Raw genomic sequence first — 18,785 nt, forward strand, 5'->3', positions numbered from 1 at the left:
GGATGCGTATCAGCGCAGCCCGCTCTTCTTTTCCACCACCAGCGGCACGCGCGTTCCGGTCAGCGGGTTCAGTGCCGCCGTTCCCTCGATATCCTCGTCCTCGCGGCCTTCGCGTCCCGTGGGTGCACCCAGGTCGGCCGGGTCCGGCGTTCCAGCGGTGGCGGCAGCCAGGGCCGCCATCTCTGCCGGCGAGAGCCCGCCCGTCTCGCCCTGCGGCACGTAGTCCTGCCAGCCCGCGCCACGCCATTCGCGGCGGCGGTCCTCCAGGTCCGCCGCGCCATGGTCGCGCAACACCGCCATGGCATGGTCGGCCTCCGCATCCTCCAGCTCGGCGGTGAGCACGATGCCGCCACGGCGGATTCCTTCCGAATAGGCGTGGCGTTCCTCGTCCGGCATGAAGAGATGGCGCAGCGAGGCCCAGAAGCCTTCCTCCTCCGCCGCATCCGCCCCGTCGGCGGCGTGCACGGCGATGCGGCGGCGGTCCACCCCGTCCTGCTGCACCAGATGCTCGATGACCAGTTCGACATCCTCACGCCGGTCGAACAATCCCGACACGATACGGGCCATGCTGGTGTCTCCCCTGGGTCATTTCCCGGCGGTCCGGGCGTTTCCGGCCGGGGCGGCGGATGGTGTCCCGCGCGGCCCCTGCCACATGCCGGGGGAAACGGCCGGCCCGCGCCGTCAGTTTCGGCCCATGGTCATGGCATGGCGGCCGGATGACGGGACCGCCTGCCATATCCGCGAACGGCGCCTGCCATATCCCATGGGGGCCTTGCCCCGGGGCGGACCCGATGCGAATGTCCGCGCCACCCTCCCGCCCCCCGGCAGGCCGCGGCCCCGTGCCGTGCCCCGCCCCAGGGCGGCCCGAACCCGCTGCCGGAGAGGATCCGCAATGGCCAAGATCAAGGTGAAGAACCCCGTCGTCGAGCTCGACGGGGATGAGATGACCCGCATCATCTGGGGGTTCATCAAGGACCGCCTGATCCTCCCCTATCTCGACATCGACCTGAAGTACTACGACCTCGGCATCGAGTACCGCGACCAGACCGATGACCAGGTGACGGTGGATGCCGCCAACGCCATCAAGCAGTACGGCGTGGGCGTGAAGTGCGCGACCATCACCCCGGACGAGGCGCGGGTGAAGGAGTTCGGCCTGAAGAAGATGTGGCGCTCCCCGAACGGGACCATCCGCAACATCCTCGACGGCACCATCTTCCGCGAGCCGATCATCTGCCAGAACGTGCCCCGCCTGGTGCCGCACTGGAGCAAGCCGATCGTGGTCGGCCGCCATGCCTATGGCGACATCTACCGCGCCGTCGAGATGAAGGTGCCCGGCCCCGGCAAGGTCACCATGACCTACACGCCCGAGGGCGGCGAGCCGCAGGAGATCGGCGACTTCCCGTTCAAGGGAACGGGCGTCGCGATGATGCAGCACAACCTCGGCTCCTCGATCGAGGGCTTCGCCCGCGCCTCCTTCAACTACGGCCTGGCGCGCAACTTCCCGGTCTATCTCTCGACCAAGAACACGATCCTGAAGGCCTATGACGGCACCTTCAAGGACACGTTCCAGTCGATCTTCGAGAACGAGTTCAAGGCCGAGTTCGACAAGCGCGGCCTGACCTACGAGCACCGCCTGATCGACGACATGGTCGCCGCCGCGCTGAAGTGGGAAGGCGGCTATGTCTGGGCCTGCAAGAACTACGACGGCGACGTGGAGTCCGACATCGTGGCGCAGGGCTTCGGCTCGCTCGGCCTGATGACCTCGGTGCTGCTGGCGCCGGACGGCAACACCGTGGAGTCCGAGGCCGCGCACGGCACGGTGACGCGCCATTTCCGCGAGCACCAGAAGGGCCGCGACACCTCCACCAACCCGATCGCCTCGATCTTCGCCTGGACGCGCGGCCTCGCCTATCGCGGCCGCTTCGACGGCACGCAGGACCTGGTGGACTTCGCCAACGCGCTGGAGCAGGTCTGCGTCGAGACGGTGGAATCCGGCTACATGACCAAGGACCTCGCCATCCTGATCGGCAAGGACCAGCCCTGGCTGAACACCCAGGCCTTCCTCGCCAAGCTGGACGAGAACCTGCAGAAGAAGATGGGCTGATCCGGCCCACTTCGCCGGAACAGGAAGGGCGGGCGCCTCCGGGCGTCCGCCCTTTTTCCGTTCCGGGGCAGGTTGCCGGACGGGATCGCGGCCCGCGCCTCACAATCGGGTCAGAATCGCTCCCCTTTCCCGCCTTCGCCCGATCCCGCGGCAACAGGGCGGGCCGCCGGCCGTTCATGCCCCGACGGCGCGGCCGCCCCATCGGGCCCGCAGCAGGCTCCCCCTGCCAGCCAGGGCCGGCCCGCGCCCCTTCCGGAAAAGGACGACCCGCTCATGAGCCAGGACGGCAACGATCCCTACGCGATGCGCGACCCGCGCCAGCAGTATCCCCGCCCGCCCTTCCCGCGGCAGCCGCAGGACGCGCCCGGCGAGGTCCGCCGCATGGAGCCGATGCCCGACCATGGCGAGAACAGCTATCGCGGCAGCGGCCGCCTGCCGGACCGCAAGGCGCTGATCACCGGCGCCGATTCCGGCATCGGCCGTGCCGCCGCCATCGCCTTCGCGCGGGAGGGCGCCGATGTCGCACTCGGCTACCTGCCCAGCGAGGAGGCGGATGCGCGCGAGGTGGCGAAGCAGATCGAGGCCGCCGGCCGCAAGGCCGTGCTCCTGCCGGGCGACGTATCGGATGAGGCGTTCTGCGGGAAGCTGGTTTCCGACGCGGTCGCGCAGCTCGGCGGGCTGGACATCCTCGTGAACAACGCGGGCAAGCAGACCGCGGTGAAGGCCATCGCCGACCTGACGACCGAGCAGTTCGACGCCACCTTCCGCACCAACGTCTATGCGATGTTCTGGATCACCAAGGCCGCGCTGCCGCACATGCCGCCCGGGGCCGCCATCATCAACACGACCTCGATCCAGGCGATGAACCCCTCTTCCTCGCTGCTGGACTATGCCCCCACCAAGGCCGCGATCATGAACTTCACCAAGGCCCTGGCGAAGCAGGTGGCGGAGAAGGGCATCCGCGTGAACGCCGTGGCCCCCGGCCCCTTCTGGACGCCGCTGCAGCCCTCCGGCGGCCAGCCGCAGGAGAAGATCGAGGAGTTCGGCGGCCAGACCGCCTTCGGCCGCCCCGGCCAGCCGGCCGAGCTCGCCGCCGCCTATGTGCTGCTGGCCTCGCAGGAAGGCAGCTACATGACCGGCGAGGTGATCGGCGCCACGGGCGGCAGCACGCCTTTCTGACCCGGGCCGCCCCAAAGGGCCACCCCGGAGGGCCGCCGCCGGTCGCGGCAGCCCTCCGGAGGCATCGCCGCCGCCGTCGCGCTCTCCCGGATGCAGCCGGCGCCGTCGCCACCGGGGAAGAACCGCCGCCCCGCCCCCTTTCCTCCCTGTCAAAGCGTGGCACTGTGCGCGTCCTGCGCCGCCCGGCCGGGCGGCCCTTCCGAGCCCAGGATGATTGCCCCATGAAGCGCCGCGACCTCGCTTCCGCCTCCCTTGCCCTTCTGGGTTCCCCGCTCCTCGCCCGCCACGCCCTGGCCCAAGGAGGCGCCTCGGGCGCCGCCCCCGGCGAGGGCAAGCCGCTGGTCATCGCCATCGGCGGCGCGATCAACTCGATCGACCCGCATTTCTTCTCCGCGACGCCGAACCACACCGTCGCGAACCACATCTTCAGCCGCCTGATGGAACGCGACCGCCAGGGCAACCCGATCCCCGGCCTGGCCCTGTCCTGGGCGCCGGTCTCGGAGACCGAGTGGGAGTTCAAGCTCCGCCCCGGTGTGAAGTGGCATGACGGGCGGGATTTCACGGCCGACGACGCGATCTTCACCTTCGCCCGCGCCCGGGACGTGCCCAACAGCCCCGGCGGCCTGGGGCCCTACCTCTCCTCCATCGCCGAGGCGAAGGCACCCGACCCGCTGACGCTGCGCGTCACCACCAAGGGCCCGGCGCCGCTGCTGCCGCGCCAGTTGCTGCAGGTCCATATCGTTTCCCGCCATGTCGGCGAGGGCGCGACCACGGACCAGTACAACAGCGGCAAGGCGGCCATCGGCACCGGCCCCTACAAGTTCGTCCGCTACGTGCCCGGAGACCGGCTGGAGATGGTCCGCAACGAGGAATACTGGGGCCAGAAGCCGGAATGGACCCAGGTGACCCTGCGGCAGATCACCAATCCCGGCGCCCGCGTCGCGGCGCTGCTGTCCGGCGATGTCGGCATCATCGACACGCCGCCGGCCGGCGACCTGCCGCGCCTGCGCAGCTCGCCCCAGGTGACGGTGGAGACGGCGCCCGGCCTGCGCCTGATCTACCTGGGCCCCGACTTCTCGCACGCCACCAACCCGCCCGAGGTGACGACCAAGGACGGCAAGCCCTTCGACAAGAGCCCGCTCCTCGACCTGCGGGTGCGCCGGGCGCTGAACATCGCCATCAACCGCCAGGCCCTGGCCGAGCGGGTGATGCAGGGCATGGCCACCCCCACCGGCCAGTGGATGCCGCAGGGCAGCTTCGGCTATGCCCCCGAGGTGAAGGTGCCGCCCTATGCGCCGGACGAGGCGCGGAAGCTCCTGACGGAGGCCGGCTTTCCCGAGGGTTTCCGCATCACCCTCCGCACGCCCAACGACCGCTATCCGAACGATTCCGAGACAGCGCAGGCGGTGGCGCAGATGTGGACGCGGATCGGGGTGCAGACCCGCGTCGAGGCCATGCCCTGGAGCGCCTATGTTCCCCGCGCCACGCGGCAGGAATACTCCATGTGCCTTTGGGGCTGGTCCAGCAGCACCGGCGAGGGCAGCAACGTCATGAACAGTGTGCTCAGCACCTACAACAGGGAGCAGGGCCGTGGTTCCTCCAATGATGGCCGCTATTCCAACCCGGAACTCGACGCCCTGACCGTCGCGGCGCTGTCCACCATCGACGACGCGAAGCGCGAGGCCCTGATCCAGAAGGGCGTGGCCATGGCGATGGGCGACGTGGCGCTGATCCCGCTCTTCATCCTCACCAACGCCTGGGCGACGCGGAAGGGCCTGACCTATGCGGCCGGGGCCAGCGAGATGACCCTGGCCATGGACGTGCGCTCCGCCTGACCGCCGGGGAGGGGCCGTTCCGGCTCCTCCCCTGGTGCCGGCTTTTCGATTGCAAATCATCGCAAGTATACAACTCTAGATTTATTTCATCGCAGTTTGTTGGCCGATCCCTCGTTCATTTCCTCTTTTTGATCCGGTCTTGTAAAATAAAGCCAGCATCGTAACATCGGCGGCGGGGGAAGGATCAAAAGCATGAATTCTTCGTTGTTGCTGGTCGCCGTCCATTTCCTGCCTGAGATTTCCCGCGCCGTGGCACATGGCCAGGGAAGCGAGACAGCCCGGCAGGTGTCACGCACGGTCCGCACCGTCGCCGGCACCGGCAACCCCTTCCTGGCACTGCGTCGGATCGAAGCCGATATGGGCCGCGCCGCCGCCCTCCGGATCCGCCTCGCCTCGATCGCCTGCGACTGCGAGATCACGCTCGCCGAGAGGCGTCATCGCGCCCGGACGGGACGGGAGGGTGCCACCCTCCCCTTCCCGGGCCGCGCCCATGCCGTCGGCCTGACCATGACCCTCTGCGCCGGCTTCCTGTCGCTCTTCGCCCTCGGCCTGCGGCGGAGCCAGGCGGGGCACGCATCGCCACGCCTGGCCAGCCCCTTCGCCAGCAGCGTGATCCTCGCCGCCATGCTGGTCGCCGCCCTGGGGATCACGACCCATCCCGACGAGGCGGAGGAAATCGCGGTGCTGGCCCCGGCCTCGCAGCCCGCCGAGATGCTGATCCTGCATTCCGAGCCGGTGCCGCAGGTCCCCGACATCACGCGCCCTGCCTGACCGGGCGCGGTCAGCCGCCCAACAGGAAATAGGCGTAGTTCGTGTTGCCGTTGAGCGGCTCGCTCGGTACGAGCCTGACCGCCAGCGGCACGAAGCCCCTCGCCTCCGCCTCCATCCAGAAGACATCGACCGGATAGGTGGTCATGTTCGCGACGTGGCGCCGATAGGCGAAGCGCTTCGCCCGCGACGTCCAGGAATGCCGGCTGTAGCGGATCTGGATCATGGCGATGCCGCCGGGCCGCAGGAGCTGCCGCGCGACCGCCAGGACCCGCAGCCCGTAATCGGCGGAGGGCAGCAACTCGAACACATAGGTGCACAGGAACAGGTCGCAGGGTTCGGGCACCTTCCCCGGAACGGATTCCGGGGCTGCCGGATCGGCGAGCACGGGGTGGAAGCCGCCATGGCCCATCGCCGCGAGCTGCCGGCCGCACTCGTCCAGGCTCTCGGGCACGATGTCCACGCCGATATAAGTGGCGCCGAGCGGCGCGAAATGCACCGCGTTGGCGCCGCCTCCGCAGCCCCATTCCAGGATCCGCCGCGGCGGTCCGGTCCCGGCCATCCGCGCGAACTGCTGGTACAGGGCCAGATTCTGCCGCCCGAGCGCCAGCCAGCGTTCGTCATCCGCGAAGACCCCGACGCCGCGCCAGTGCGAGTACTGTTCCCGGTTCACCGTGTCCGGCGAGTTCCAGAAGGCATTCGCCTCGCCCACCAGCGCCGCCTCGCTCGCGGCCGGGCGGAGGTGGAACTCCGCCCAGCGATAGAGTCGCCGCAGCTTGCGCAGCGGATGATCGCGCAGTTCCCGCCAGTGCCGGGCCAGGCTGTCCTGCCCAGGTCCATCCTGGCTTGGTCCATCCTGGCTTGGCCCATCCTGTCCTGGCGACGCATGAGACGCCATGATGGCCCGGTCCCTCCTGCCGGCGGGCCTGGGCATTCCGTCTCACGGGCGTTCACCGCGAATGTCCTGCCCCTGCGCAGGGGAAACGGCTCCACGCTCCCGGACGATGCCCTCCCACGGCGGCACACCCCAGGTTACCGTCATCGGCATCGCCGCTCACCAAGTTTGTTTCGCTCCGTATCAAGGGATGGACCGAGGCGGTATCCTCCGCGCAAGGGCGGCTTCCACCCATTTAGGGCCCCGCCGCCGGGCCATCCGGATCGTGGAGTACCGCTATGCGCGTGATCGTCGTCGGGGCTGGCATCCTGGGCTCCAGCCTGGCCTATCACGCGGCGCGGGAGGGTGCCGAAGTGGTCCTCCTCGACCCCATGGTGGAGGGCCGCGCCACCGCGGCGGGCGCCGGCATCATCTGCCCCTGGGCCTCCCGCGTCACCGATCCGGACTGGTACCGGCTCTCGGGCGGCGGGGCGCGCTACTATCCCACGCTGGTGGAGCGGCTGGCCGAGGACGGCGAGACCCAGCTCAGCTACCGCCGCGTCGGCGCACTCTGCGTGCCCGGCGACGAGGGCGACCTGGACGAGACCGAGGCCCGCACCCGCATCCGCGCCGAGGAGGCCCCCGAGGCCGGGGAGGTCACGCGCCTGATGCCGGAGGAAGCGCGCGCCCTCTTCCCGCCGCTGCGCCCCGGCCTCGCCGCCCTGCATGTCGGGGGCGCGGCCCGGGTGGATGGGCGGCTGCTCGCCACCGCCATGCTGCGCGCCGCGGAGCGGCATGGGGCGCAGGTCCACCGCTTTCCCGTGGCGGCGCTGCAGGCCCGGGACGGCGCCGTGCGCGGCGTGACGCTGGAGAACGGCATGGTGCTTGAGGCGGACGAGGTCGTGCTCGCCGCCGGGGCCTGGGCGCCGCCGCTGCTGGCTCCGCTGGGGCTGGAACTCGCGGTGCAGCCGCAGCGCGGCCAGATCCTGCACCTGCGCCTGCCGGGAGTGGACACGCGCCACTGGCCGGTGCTGCTGCCGATGAGCAGCCATTACCTGCTGGCCTTCGACGACAGCCGCGTCGTGGTCGGCGCGACGCGCGAGACCGGCTCGGGCTTCGACCACCGCTTCACCGCCGCCGGCATCCGGCAGGTGCTGGACAACGCGCTGGGCGTCGCCCCCGGCCTCGCCGACGCCACCTTGCATGAGATGCGGATCGGCTTCCGCCCCATGGGGCCGGATATCCGGCCCCTGCTCGGCCGGGTGCCGGGGCTGGAGGGCCTCGTCATCGCCAACGGGCTCGGCGCGGGCGGGCTGACCATGGGCCCCTATGCCGGCGCCCTGCTGGCACAGCTCATCCTGACCGGCCGGACCGAGATCCCGCTGGACCCCTACGATCCGCTGCGCCGCTGATCCTCCCTGCCGAGTCGCCGCGGGGAAACCCGTCTCGCCGCCCCTGCGTTTCCCGGGCTGGAAGGTTGGGAGAACCCGCAGATGATCGACGAGAAGTTCGCCAACCGTGAGGACCGCCCCTTCCCCACGGACGACCCGATCCAGCAGGACCCGACGATCCGCCGGCAGGCCCATGGCCGCAAGGCCAAGGACCGGGGCGACGATCCCGCCGCCGGAACCGCCGCGGAGCCGGTTTCGCCGGGCGAGTACCAGGCCGGGGATAGCAGCGAGTTGGCCCAGGCCCTCGGCGGTCCGGTAGATATCTCCCCCATCCGTGGCCGGCGGATGATCGAGCGCGAGGAGGAGTAGGCGCCTACAGCCCCTGCTCCGCCCGCCAGAGCAGCCAGGGCGTGAGTTCCGGCACCCGCTTCGGCGCGGCGTCCGGGCCGGCCAGCCTTAGCCGTACCTCCGGTCCGTCCGGGATGCGGAGGCTCAGGCCCAGGTCCAGCATCCGCCGCGTCAGGTCGATCTCGCCCCCCAGGCCGAGCAGCAGATCCGCGGCTGTGATCTCGCCCGAGGTGATCCGGGCGCGTCCGTCCTGTAGCTGCAAGGCCATGGTCAGGCGATCGAAAGGTGTCTCGCCCCCGGACAGCGCCTGACGCAGCCTCGCCTCCGCCTGGGTGCCCGGCATGCGTGCCGCCGCGAGTGCCGCCGCGCCGTCGATCCCCAGCAACACACCCTGGCGCCATTCCAGGCTGCCTTCGCCGCCCAGCGTGGCCAGCATCGCCGAGGGGCTGCGGCCCTGGGCGGACAGGCGTAAGACCGCGTCCCCCTCCCCGTCACGCAAGTCGAGTGGCCAACCCGTCAGCGCCCCCTCCAGCGCGCCGCCGGCGATGCGCCCCTGGAGTTCCAGCCGTGGAACGTCCTCCGCCGCCCGCAGCGTCAGGCGCCCCGAGGCGTCGCCGCCCCGCAGCCGGCCGCGCACGACATCCACTTCCAACAGGCCGTCCAGCAGCCGCACCGTGCTTTCGCTGTCCTCCAGCAGGGGGCCGCCCCAGGGGCCGATCCGGCCGGCGGCCACGGCCACATCCAGGTCCAGCAGCCGCAGCGGGTCCAGCGGCAGAGGGCGCGCATCGAGCACCGGCGCCGGCAGGGGCAGGTCCTCCGCCATGAGGCGGCCGGTCAGGCGCGGGCGCGCGGCCCCCGCCTCGCTGCCCGCGAAAGCCAGGGAAAGCTGACCGCCCGTGCGCAGCGTGCCCGCCACCAGGTCGAAGCGGTCGCTGGACACGCCGCGCGGCCCGGCGGTCACATTCGCGATCAGCGACATGGAGCCCTGGCCCAGCCAGCCCTCTGCGCCTTCCCAGCCGGTGAGGTCACGCACCAGCCGCGGCACCCCCGGATGCCGCAGGGTCACGTTCCCGGCCAGCTTCCGTTCCGGCAGGTCCAGCACCCCGCTGCTGTCGAGCCGCAGGTCGGACCAGTCGCCCTCCAGCCGCAGGCCCAGCGCATCCAGCGGGCCGCCGCCGGAAAGGCGCAGCGTCAGCGGCGCCCCGGCCAGCCGCGTCCCATCCGGCCAGTTGCCGGGCAGCGCCGCGAAGAGCGGGCGCGGGTCCGGTGCCGCCACCTCCAGCATCAGGTCCGACAGGCGCGGCTGCGCGCCCAGCATCGCCACGCCGGAAGCCGTGACATCCGCCCCCGCCACCCGGCCGGTGAACTGGCGCAGGGTCAGCCGCCCGGCCTCCAGCGCCGCGTCGAGCCCGGCGCGTTCCGCCGTCACCCCGCGCAGCCGCACCCGGTCGGCGGCCAGGCGCAGATTGGCGTCGAAGCCGCCCAGCTCGGCGGACAGCGCCTCCCAGCTCCGCCCCGGTGCCAGGAGCCCGTCCAGGTCGAGACGGTCCAGCGTCACCCCGAGACCGAAGGAAGGCCGCTGCGTGCCCACCGCCTGGACCACGCCGCCGGCGGGTGTCACCGCGGCCCCCGTCCCCGGAGTGGCGGTGGCCGTGGTGGGTGCGGCCTGTCCGGTCCCTGCCTGGACGCCGGCAGCCGGGGTCCCGGCCGGCTGGGGCGCGGTGGCCGTGGGCGCATTCGCCTGGGTCTGTGTTCCGCCACCCGGCCCCGCGCCCGCTCCCTGACCTACCCCCTGGCCCACACCGCTTCTGCCGCCCGCTCCCCCCTGGGGAGCACCTTGGGGAGCCCCCTGGGAGCCTCCGGCCGTGCCGCCCGCGGTCTGGCCTCCCCCACCCGGGCCGCTCCCGGGCTGGGCCGCCCCGTCCTGGCCGGCGGTGGCGCCCGGCCCCGGCGGCGATGCCAGCCCCTGGCGGAACACGCCCGCGCCGGAAAGGCGCGTGCCGTCCACCGTGGCGCTCAGCTCCGGAACCGCCACCTGCCCGTCCTCGATCACCAGCCGGGCACGGCCATCCGCATGTTGCAGCCGGTCCGGCGCCAGGCTCGGCAACGGCCAGCCCAGCGCCGCCAGCGTCGCCCGCAGTTCCTCACTGCGAAAATCCAGCAGCGCTTCCAGCCGCCTGCCGGCGGTGGCACCGTTCATCGTCACCTGCGTCTCGCCCGGCAGGACGGCGGAGGCATCGGTCAGACTCAGCCGGTCCCCCTCGCGGAAGACGGAGGCGCGCAGGCGCCGCAGCGGCACGCCGCGCAGGGTCGCCGCCTCCACCGAGAAATCCAGGCCGAAGGGCAGGCCGCCGCCGGCGCGCAGGCTGTTCTGCCAGGGATCGAGGTTCAGCCGCCCGGCCGCCAGCGACAGGTCCAGCCGGGGCTGCGGCCGCAGCCGCAGCGTCATCGCGCCGCGCGCCGGGTTGCCGTTGAAGTCGAGATCCAGCCCGTCCGCGATGATCAGGTCGGCTGAGGCGGAAAGCCGCCCCTGCGCCCGGAAGGGCCCCGGCGGCCCCGGCAGCATCAGCGAGAGATCCGGCCCGGAGGCCTCGATGCGCCCCTCCAGCCCGCCCTCGGGCGGCAGGGCGCCGCGCGTCGCGAGCGTGGTGCCGCCGGAGGACAGCGTCAGGTCCAGCGGCATGGTGCCGTCGAAGCCCGCCCGGCCCAGCGTGGCATCGAAGCGCACCTCCCGCCCGGCCCAGACCTCCATGGGCACGAAGCTGCCGGTGGCGCGCATCGCCTCGGCATAGGAGCCGGCGGAGAGCTTCGCCCGCACCCGCTCGAAGACCATGCTGCCGATGGTGAGGCGGCTGTCCACCACCTCCGCCTGGAAGGAGGCCAGCGAGGCGGAGAAGGCGAAGCTCGGCACCGGCGGCCAGGGCAGGCGGATATCCGCCCCGACCAGGGTGAGTTCGCGCGGCGCCATGCGCCCCGCCAGCAGGGACCAGCCATCCAGCTTCAGGTTCAGCGCCCGCGCGCCGAAGCCGAGCGAGGCTTCCGGCAGGCCGACCGTGACGCCCTCGGCCTCCAGCATCGGCTCCGGCAGCAGGGTCAGGTGCACCGGCCCGGACAGCGTCACCGCCATGCCCAGCCGCTGCGCCGCCAGGCTGGCGAGCTGGCCACGCCAGGCGGTCCAGTCCAGCAGGCGCGGCGCGAACCACAGGCCGGCCAGCACCAGGGCGAGCAGCACCGCCGCCGCCGCGCCGAGGCGGCGCGGGGCGGTCATCGCGGCAGGTCCTCCCGTCCCGTCAGGGCTCAGCCCCTCCCCTTCCCGTCACCCCAGCCACCACCGCCCGGCGTTTCAAGCCCGAGGATATCGCCGGCCTCCAGCGCCGCGCGGTCGCAGCCGCGCATCGGCTCGACCCGGCCGTCCCGGCGCTCCACCCATTGCCGGCCGGGCGCGCCCGGGGCGCCGCCCTCCATCCCGTGCGGCGCGACCTCGCGGCGGGAGGCGACGATCACCGCCTCCATCGGCTCCAGGAAACGGATGCGCCGGCGCGAACCGTCGCCGCCATGCCACCGCCCGGCGCCGCCCGAGCCGCGCCGGATGGAGAATTCCTCCAGCCGCACCGGGTAGCGCATCTCCAGGATCTCCGGATCCGTCATGCGCGTGTTGGTCATATGCGTCTGCACCGCGCTCGCCCCATCGAAGCCCGGACCCGCGCCGACTCCGCCGCAGACCGTCTCGTAGTACTGGTAGCGCGCATTGCCGAACAGAAGGTTGTTCATCGTCGCCTGAGCGCAGGCACAGGCCCGCAGCGCGCCAAGCAGCGCATTGGCCACGGCCTGCGACACCTCGGTGTTCCCGGCCACGACGGCGGCCCCCGGATAGGGCGAGAGGAAACTGCCCTCCGGCACCACGATCCCGATGGGCACGAGGCAACCGTCGTTGAGCGGAATCTCCTCCCCCACCAGGCAGCGGAAGCAATACAGCACCACCGCCCGCGTCACCGCCGGCGGCGCGTTGAAGTTGTCGCCGCGCTGCCGCCCCGTGCCGGTGAAGTCCACCACCGCGCGCCGCGCCGCCCGGTCCACCCGCACCGCGACGCGCAGCGGCGAGCCGTCATCCATCGTATAGGCGAACTCGCCGTCGCCCAACCGGTCGAGCACGCGGCGCACGCTCTCCTCGGCATTGTCCATCACGTGGCGCATATAGGCGCGCACCGTGTCCAGCCCGTGCTCGCGCACGGCGCGGCGCAGCTCCTGCACCCCGGTCTCGTTGGCCGCGACCTGCGCCTTGATGTCGGCGACGTTCACGTCCGGCGAGCGCGCGGGGTATTTCGCGCCCGACAGCAGCGCGCGGAACTCCGCCTCGCGGAAGCGCCCCTGCTCGACGAGGAGGAAGTCGTCGATCACCACCCCCTCCTCCTCCAGCGTCGCGGAGTCCGGCGGCGTGGAGCCCGGTGTCAGCCCGCCGATATCCGCGTGGTGCCCGCGCGAGCCGACGAAGAACAGGATCTCGCCGGCCGTTCCATCCGTGGCCTCACCGAAGACCGGCGTGATCACCGTGACGTCGGGCAGGTGCGTGCCGCCGTTGTACGGGTTGTTCAGCGCCACCACATCGCCGGGGCGCAGCGTGGCGCCGCGCGAGCGGATCACCGTCCGCACGCTCTCCCCCATCGCACCCAGATGCACCGGCACATGCGGCGCATTGGCCACCAGCCGCCCCTCGGCATCGAAGATGGCGCAGGAGAAGTCGAGCCGCTCCTTGATGTTCACCGAGAGCGAGGTGTTCTGCAGCACCGTGCCGGTCTGCTCGGCGATGCTCATGAACAGCGCGCCGAACAGCTCCAGCATCACCGGATCGGGCCGGCCCGTATCCGCCAGCACCGCATTCGCCCGCGGCTCGACGCGGCGGATGACCATGTGGTTCAGCGCCGTCACCTCGGCCTGCCAGCCGGGCTCCACCACCGTGGTCGCGTTCGCTTCGCGGATCAGCGCCGGCCCGCGCACCGTGTCGCCGGCCAGCAGCGCCTCGCGGTCCAGCACCGGGGCACGGTGCTCCCGCCCGCCCGTCCAGAGCGACACCTCGTCGATCACCGGCACCGCCTCCCCGGCGGCACGGGCGGCGAGCCTCGGCTCCTCGACCTGCTCGCCCGCCGCGATCGCCTCGGCGATGCAGGCCTCCACGATCACCTCCCGCTCGGGCGAGGCGAAGCCGAAGCGGCGGCGATGCGCCTCGGTGAAGCCGGCCAGCACCGCCCCGTATTCCCCGAACTCCACCGGCAGGAAGGCATCCGTCCCGGCATAGCGCAGGTGCAGGCGCCGCTGCACCGACAGGCGCCCCACCTCGTTGCCCTGGCGCAGCAGCTCCGCCCGCCCTTCCTCCGCCAGCGCGTCGAGCCGCTCCGCCAGCGCCGCCATGGTCTCCGGCGCCAGCGGCCTCTCCACCGCCGCCTCGCGGATCACGCTGGCATCCGCCAGCCCCATGCCATAGGCCGAGAGCACGCCGGCGAAGGGATGCACGAAGACCGTCTCCATCCCCAGTTCGTCCGCCACCAGGCAGGCATGCTGCCCGCCCGCGCCGCCGAAGCACTGCAGCGCATAGCGCGCGGCGTCGTGCCCCTTCTGGATGCTCACCTGCCGGATCGCATGCGCCATGTTGGCCACCGCGATGCGCAGGAAGCCCTCAGCCACGGCGCGCGGGTCCATCACGGGCTCACCCGTGGCCGCCGCGATCTCCGCCGCCAGCGCCGAGAACTTCTCCCGCACCACCGCATCGTCCAGCGGCTGGTCGCCCGCCGGCCCGAAGATCGCCGGGAAGTGCCGCGGCTGCACCTTGCCGGTCATGACATTCGCATCGGTCACGGTGAGCGGCCCGCCGCGCCGGTAGCAGGCCGGCCCCGGCACCGCCCCCGCGCTTTCCGGCCCGACGCGGAAGCGCGCGCCGTCGAAGCCCAGCCGCGAGCCGCCGCCCGCCGCCACGGTGTTGATCGCCATCATCGGCGCGCGCATCCGCACGCCCGCCACCTCGGTCTCGAAGGCGCGCTCGAACTGCCCCGCATAGAGCGCGACATCCGTGCTGGTGCCGCCCATGTCGAAGCCGATGATGCGGTCGAAGCCCGCCATGGCGGCGGTGCGCGCCGCGCCGACGATGCCGCCCGCCGGGCCGGACAGGATCGCGTCCTTGCCCTCGAAGGCCGCCGCGTCGGCCAGCCCGCCGGAGGAGCGCATGAAGGAGAGCCGGGTGCGGTCCCGCTCCGCCCGCCCGTCCGGGTTCAGCTCTCCCGCCACCTGGGCCACGTAGCGGCGCAGGATCGGCGAGAGATAGGCATCCACCACCGCCGTGTCGGCGCGCGGCACGAGGCGCGGCAGCGGCGAGGCCCGGTGCGACAGAGAGACCTGGGCGAAGCCCTCCTCGCGCGCCAGGGCGCCGATGCGCTCCTCGTGCTCCGGGCTGGCCCAGGCATGCAGCAGCGCCACCGCCACGGCGGGGATGCCGTCCGCCCTCGCCGCCCGCAGCGCCGCCCGCGCCGCATCCTCGTCCAGCGGCTCGATCTCCCGCCCCTCGGCGTCGAGCCTGCCGCCGATCTCGGCCACGCGCTCATGCAGCAGCGAGGGCAGGCGCACATCCAGGTCGAAGAGGCGCGGCCGCGCCTGGTTGCCGATGCGCGGCAGGTCGGCGAAGCCCCGGTTCAGGATCAGCAGCACACGCTCGCCCTTGCGCTCCAGCAGCGCGTTGGTGGCGACGGTGGTGCCCATCTTCACCGCCTCGACCGCGCCGGGCGGCAGCGCCTCGCCAGGTGCCAGCCCGAGGATCGCGCGGATGCCCGCCACCGCCGCGTCCCGGTAGGCCTCCGGGTTTTCCGAGAGCAGCTTGCGCGTGCTCAGCCGCCCTTCCGGGTCGCGCGCCACGATGTCGGTGAAGGTCCCGCCGCGATCCACCCAGAACTGCCAGCCCGCCATCGCCAGATCCCTATCCCGCCGGGGCCAGACCCCGGATCAACCCATGGCGCACGATGCGCAGCGCCCCGCCACGCGGCAACCCGGCCCGCCCGCCGGAAAGGGCCGGAAGCGGCAGCGCATGCCGTGCGTTTGCCTCCCATGCAAGCTCAGGAGCACCGCATGGCCCAGCAAACCGCCTACGAACTGTTCTACTGGCCCGGCCTGCCTGGGCGCGGCGAGTTCGTCCGCCTGGCGCTGGAGGCGGCCGGGGCACCCTATACCGACCATGCCCGGCACCCCAACGGCCTGGCGGCGATGCAGGCGCTGCTGGATGCCGCGAACCAGCCATGCCCACCCTTCGCACCGCCCTTCCTGCGCGACGGCCCGCTGCTGATCGGCCAGACCGCGGCCATCCTGCTGCATCTGGGCCGCCGGCACGGGCTGGCACCGGCGGCGGAGGCGGACCGTCTCTGGTGCCACCAGATCCAGCTCACCATCGCCGACCTGGTGACGGAGGCGCACGACACCCACCACCCGGTCTCCGCCTCCCTCTACTACGAGGAGCAGAAGCCCGAGGCCGCCCGGCGCGCGCAGGACTTCCGCGACAACCGGATGCCGAAATTCCTCGGCTGGTTCGAGCGCATCCTGGCCGCCAACCCCGCCGGCTCCAGCCATCTGGTGGACCAGGCGCCGAGCTACGCCGACCTGTCGCTGTTCCAGGCCGTGGAAGGGCTGCGCTACGCCTTCCCACACGCCAGCGCGCGTGCCCTGCGAAAGGCCCCGCATGTCGCGGCCCTGGCCGCCTCGGTGGCGGGATGGCCGCGCATCGCCGCCTACCTCGCCAGCCCGCGCCGCCAGCCCTTCAACCAGAACGGCATCTTCCGCCACTACCCGGAGCTGGACGCGTAGCGCGGGCATCCCGTTGCCCATCCGGATCGAGACGGCCGGCGGCGGATTGCCGTGCAAGGCACGTCGCCCAGGCCCTCGCCCCGTGCTATGTGTCATGTGAGAGCTGGGATCGCGCGGGTCGTCGGATTTGGGTTTCTGGGGCAAGATCATCGGCAGTGCGCTCGGCTTCGCGGTCGGCGGCCCCTTTGGCGCCATGCTCGGCGCCTCGCTGGGCCATGCCGCGGACGAGGGCGCGCTGCGCGGCGCCCTGCCGGGCGGCGCCAACCTCGCGGGGATGCTCGGGTCGCGCGAGACGGTCTTCGCCATTTCCGTCGTGGTGCTGTCCGCCAAGCTCGCCAAGTGCGACGGCCCGGTGCGGCGTGCCGAGATCGACGCCTTCAAGACGCAGTTCCGCATCCCGCCCGAGAACATGAAGGAAGTGGGCGAGCTCTTCGACCGTGCCCGCGACAGTGCCGAGGGCTACGAACCCTATGCCCAGAAGCTCGCCGAGGCCTTTGCCGGCGAGAAGGGCATGCTGGAGGACGTGCTGGCGGCCCTGTTCCGCATCGCCACGGCGGACGCGCCGCTGAACCAGGCGGAATACCGCTTCCTCGGCAATGTCCACCGCCTCCTCGCCCTCGACCTTCCGGCCTGGGAGCGCGCCAGCCAGGGCCGCCCGCGCCATTTCGGTCCGGAAGGCGCCCGCCAGGGCGGCGGCCATGCCCCGGCGGTGAGCGAGGGGCCCGACCCCTATGCCACGCTGGGCCTGGCGCCCGGGGCCAGCAACGAGGCGGTGCGCGCCGCCTGGCGCGGCCTGATCCGCGAGAACCACCCGGATGCCCTCACCGCCCGCGGCATGTCCGCGGAGCTGGTGCGGCGCGCCACCGGGCGCATGGCCGAGATCAACGCGGCCTGGGACCGGATCAAGCGGGAGCGCGGCCTATGAGCATCAGCCAGATCACCGTCGCGGACCTGCCGAGCCCCAACCAGGACGACCGGCCGGATGGCATGCCGGTGGACATGCTGATCCTCCATTACACGGACATGGAAAGCGGCGCGGCCGCCATCGCGCGGCTGCGCGACCCGGAGGCCAGGGTCTCCTCCCACTACGTGGTGGAGGAGGACGGGAGCATCTTCCGCCTGGTGCCGGAGCACCGCCGCGCCTTCCATGCCGGCATCTCCCACTGGCGCGGGCACGACACGCTGAACGGGCGCTCGATCGGCATCGAGGTGGTCAATCCCGGCCATTCCTGCGGCTACCGCCCCTTCCCCGCCCTGCAGATGGCCGCGCTCTGCGACCTCTGCCTGGAGATCCTGTCCCGCTGGCCCATCCCGGCGCGCAACGTGGTCGGCCATTCCGACGTGGCGCCGGACCGCAAGATCGACCCGGGCGAACTCTTCGACTGGCAGGGCCTCGCCGCCAACGGCGTCGGCCTCTGGCCGGCCGGCGTGTCCGGCCATTCCACCCGGCCGCTCCAGGACGGCACGGCCCGCGCCCTGCCGCTGCTCCAGGCCATCGGCTATCCGGTGGACCCGGCGCGTCCGGAGATCGTGCTCTCCGCCTTCCAGCGCCATTGGCGGCAGGAAACCGTTTCGGGAGAGGCCGACTCGGGCACGCTCGCCCGCATCGAGGCCGTCGCCGCACTCTGCGGCATCGCGCCGGAGGACTGACGGGCGGCCCGGGGCCTTCCGCCCCGCTTGCTTCGATTCGCCGGAAGCCCCATACCCCGCCCCGCCAGATGGTCGGACGGCCGCGCTTCGGGCTCAGCCCGAATCGAGGAAAGTCCGGGCTCCACGGAAAAGCGGTGCCGGCTAACGGCCGGCGGGGGTCAAACCCCAGGGAAAGTGCCACAGAAAACAGACCGCCCGGCCGGACCGGCGCCCTCGTGGTGCCGCAACCCTGCCGGGTAAGGGTGAAAAGGTGCGGCAAGAGCGCACCGCGCCCCCGGCAACGGGGGCGGCACGGTAAACCCCACCGGGAGCAAGACCGAATAGGGGCGGCCGGCGAGCGCGGCGGATTCGTCCGTTCCGCGCCGGCGCAGGGGTTTTTCCGCCTCGCCGCCCGGGTTGGTCGCGTGAGGCGCGCCGCGAGGCGCGTCCCAGAGGAATGGTCGTCCATCGTCCGAGAGGGCGGTGACAGAACCCGGCTTACAGACCATCTGGCGCCTCCCCTTTACGAAACACCCGCATAAGTTGTTGTTTCGCTGGGTCGCCGCTTGAAGCAAGCGCCGCAAACCCCTGTTTTTTCATGTGTCACACCGGCAACACTGATCCGTAACCACGCACCATCTCGTGCAGGGCTCGTCTTCGTCCTTGGCGGGGCTCCATCGCCCATGATATCCCGTGTCATCCCGTGAGGCTCAGATCCTGAGGGGGGCTGAGGGGCCTGCGGGTGGTCGGGCGAGCCGGTGGGATCGGGGGGTCCCGCCGGCCGCTGTCCCGACCGGATCAGGGGAATGGCCGGTCCGCGC

At 72.1% G+C, this 18,785-nt stretch carries 13 protein-coding genes and 1 other RNA gene; 10 read left to right on the plus strand and 4 right to left on the minus strand.

Annotation, left to right across the window (positions count from 1 at the left end; genetic code table 11):
• Window positions 1-9: 9 nt before the first annotated feature.
• On the minus strand, window positions 10-567 hold the full coding sequence (locus RGI145_RS13345; RefSeq protein WP_075798743.1) for a hypothetical protein: 558 nt from the start codon (window positions 565-567) through the stop codon (window positions 10-12).
• Between the two features lie 325 nt (window positions 568-892).
• On the opposite strand from RGI145_RS13345, the gene RGI145_RS13350 reads away from it, so the two are divergent.
• The 4 genes from RGI145_RS13350 to RGI145_RS13365 all read left to right on the plus strand — a co-directional run bounded on the left by RGI145_RS13350 (window position 893) and on the right by RGI145_RS13365 (window position 5,889).
• Entirely contained in the window at window positions 893-2,104 is a 1,212-nt protein-coding gene (locus RGI145_RS13350; protein WP_075798744.1) for an NADP-dependent isocitrate dehydrogenase, read from the plus strand.
• Window positions 2,105-2,377: 273 nt separating this feature from the next.
• Window positions 2,378-3,283: an SDR family oxidoreductase gene (locus RGI145_RS13355; RefSeq protein ID WP_075798745.1), complete on the plus strand. Its 906-nt coding sequence runs from the start codon at window positions 2,378-2,380 to the stop codon at window positions 3,281-3,283.
• 221 nt (window positions 3,284-3,504) lie between these two features.
• On the plus strand, window positions 3,505-5,118 hold the full coding sequence (locus tag RGI145_RS13360; protein WP_075798746.1) for an ABC transporter substrate-binding protein: 1,614 nt from the start codon (window positions 3,505-3,507) through the stop codon (window positions 5,116-5,118).
• A gap of 192 nt (window positions 5,119-5,310) precedes the next feature.
• Window positions 5,311-5,889 (plus strand): hypothetical protein, encoded by a 579-nt coding sequence (locus tag RGI145_RS13365; protein WP_156878533.1) that lies wholly within the window; start codon window positions 5,311-5,313, stop codon window positions 5,887-5,889.
• A 10-nt stretch (window positions 5,890-5,899) separates the two neighbouring features.
• On the opposite strand, the gene RGI145_RS13370 is transcribed toward RGI145_RS13365, so the two are convergent.
• Window positions 5,900-6,784 carry a class I SAM-dependent methyltransferase gene (locus RGI145_RS13370; protein ID WP_075798748.1) on the minus strand — a complete coding sequence of 295 codons (885 nt, stop codon included), beginning with the start codon at window positions 6,782-6,784 and terminating at the stop codon, window positions 5,900-5,902.
• A gap of 275 nt (window positions 6,785-7,059) precedes the next feature.
• Between RGI145_RS13370 and RGI145_RS13375 the strand changes: the two genes are divergently transcribed.
• Window positions 7,060-8,172, plus strand: a complete 1,113-nt coding sequence (locus RGI145_RS13375; protein ID WP_075798749.1) for an NAD(P)/FAD-dependent oxidoreductase — start codon at window positions 7,060-7,062, stop codon at window positions 8,170-8,172.
• An 81-nt stretch (window positions 8,173-8,253) separates the two neighbouring features.
• Entirely contained in the window at window positions 8,254-8,520 is a 267-nt protein-coding gene (locus RGI145_RS13380; RefSeq protein ID WP_037225244.1) for a hypothetical protein, read from the plus strand.
• Window positions 8,521-8,524: 4 nt separating this feature from the next.
• Here the strand turns inward: RGI145_RS13380 and RGI145_RS13385 are convergent, their stop codons facing one another.
• Window positions 8,525-11,767: an AsmA family protein gene (locus RGI145_RS13385; protein WP_075798750.1), complete on the minus strand. Its 3,243-nt coding sequence runs from the start codon at window positions 11,765-11,767 to the stop codon at window positions 8,525-8,527.
• A gap of 29 nt (window positions 11,768-11,796) precedes the next feature.
• Entirely contained in the window at window positions 11,797-15,447 is a 3,651-nt protein-coding gene (locus RGI145_RS13390; protein WP_075798751.1) for a hydantoinase B/oxoprolinase family protein, read from the minus strand.
• Window positions 15,448-15,606: 159 nt separating this feature from the next.
• Between RGI145_RS13390 and RGI145_RS13395 the strand changes: the two genes are divergently transcribed.
• From RGI145_RS13395 to rnpB, 4 genes are all read left to right on the plus strand, one after another.
• Complete coding sequence (locus RGI145_RS13395) at window positions 15,607-16,335, plus strand: glutathione S-transferase (protein WP_075798752.1); 729 nt, start codon at window positions 15,607-15,609, stop codon at window positions 16,333-16,335.
• Window positions 16,336-16,462: 127 nt separating this feature from the next.
• Window positions 16,463-17,260, plus strand: a complete 798-nt coding sequence (locus RGI145_RS13400; RefSeq protein WP_075798753.1) for a TerB family tellurite resistance protein — start codon at window positions 16,463-16,465, stop codon at window positions 17,258-17,260.
• Window positions 17,257-17,985, plus strand: a complete 729-nt coding sequence (locus RGI145_RS13405) for an N-acetylmuramoyl-L-alanine amidase (RefSeq protein WP_156878534.1) — start codon at window positions 17,257-17,259, stop codon at window positions 17,983-17,985. Before RGI145_RS13400 ends, RGI145_RS13405 begins: the two co-directional genes overlap by 4 nt.
• A 64-nt stretch (window positions 17,986-18,049) precedes the next feature.
• Window positions 18,050-18,481, plus strand: an RNA gene (rnpB, locus tag RGI145_RS13410) — RNase P RNA component class A.
• Window positions 18,482-18,785: the final 304 nt, after the last annotated feature.

The organism is Roseomonas gilardii, from assembly GCF_001941945.1.
Taxonomy (GTDB): domain Bacteria; phylum Pseudomonadota; class Alphaproteobacteria; order Acetobacterales; family Acetobacteraceae; genus Roseomonas.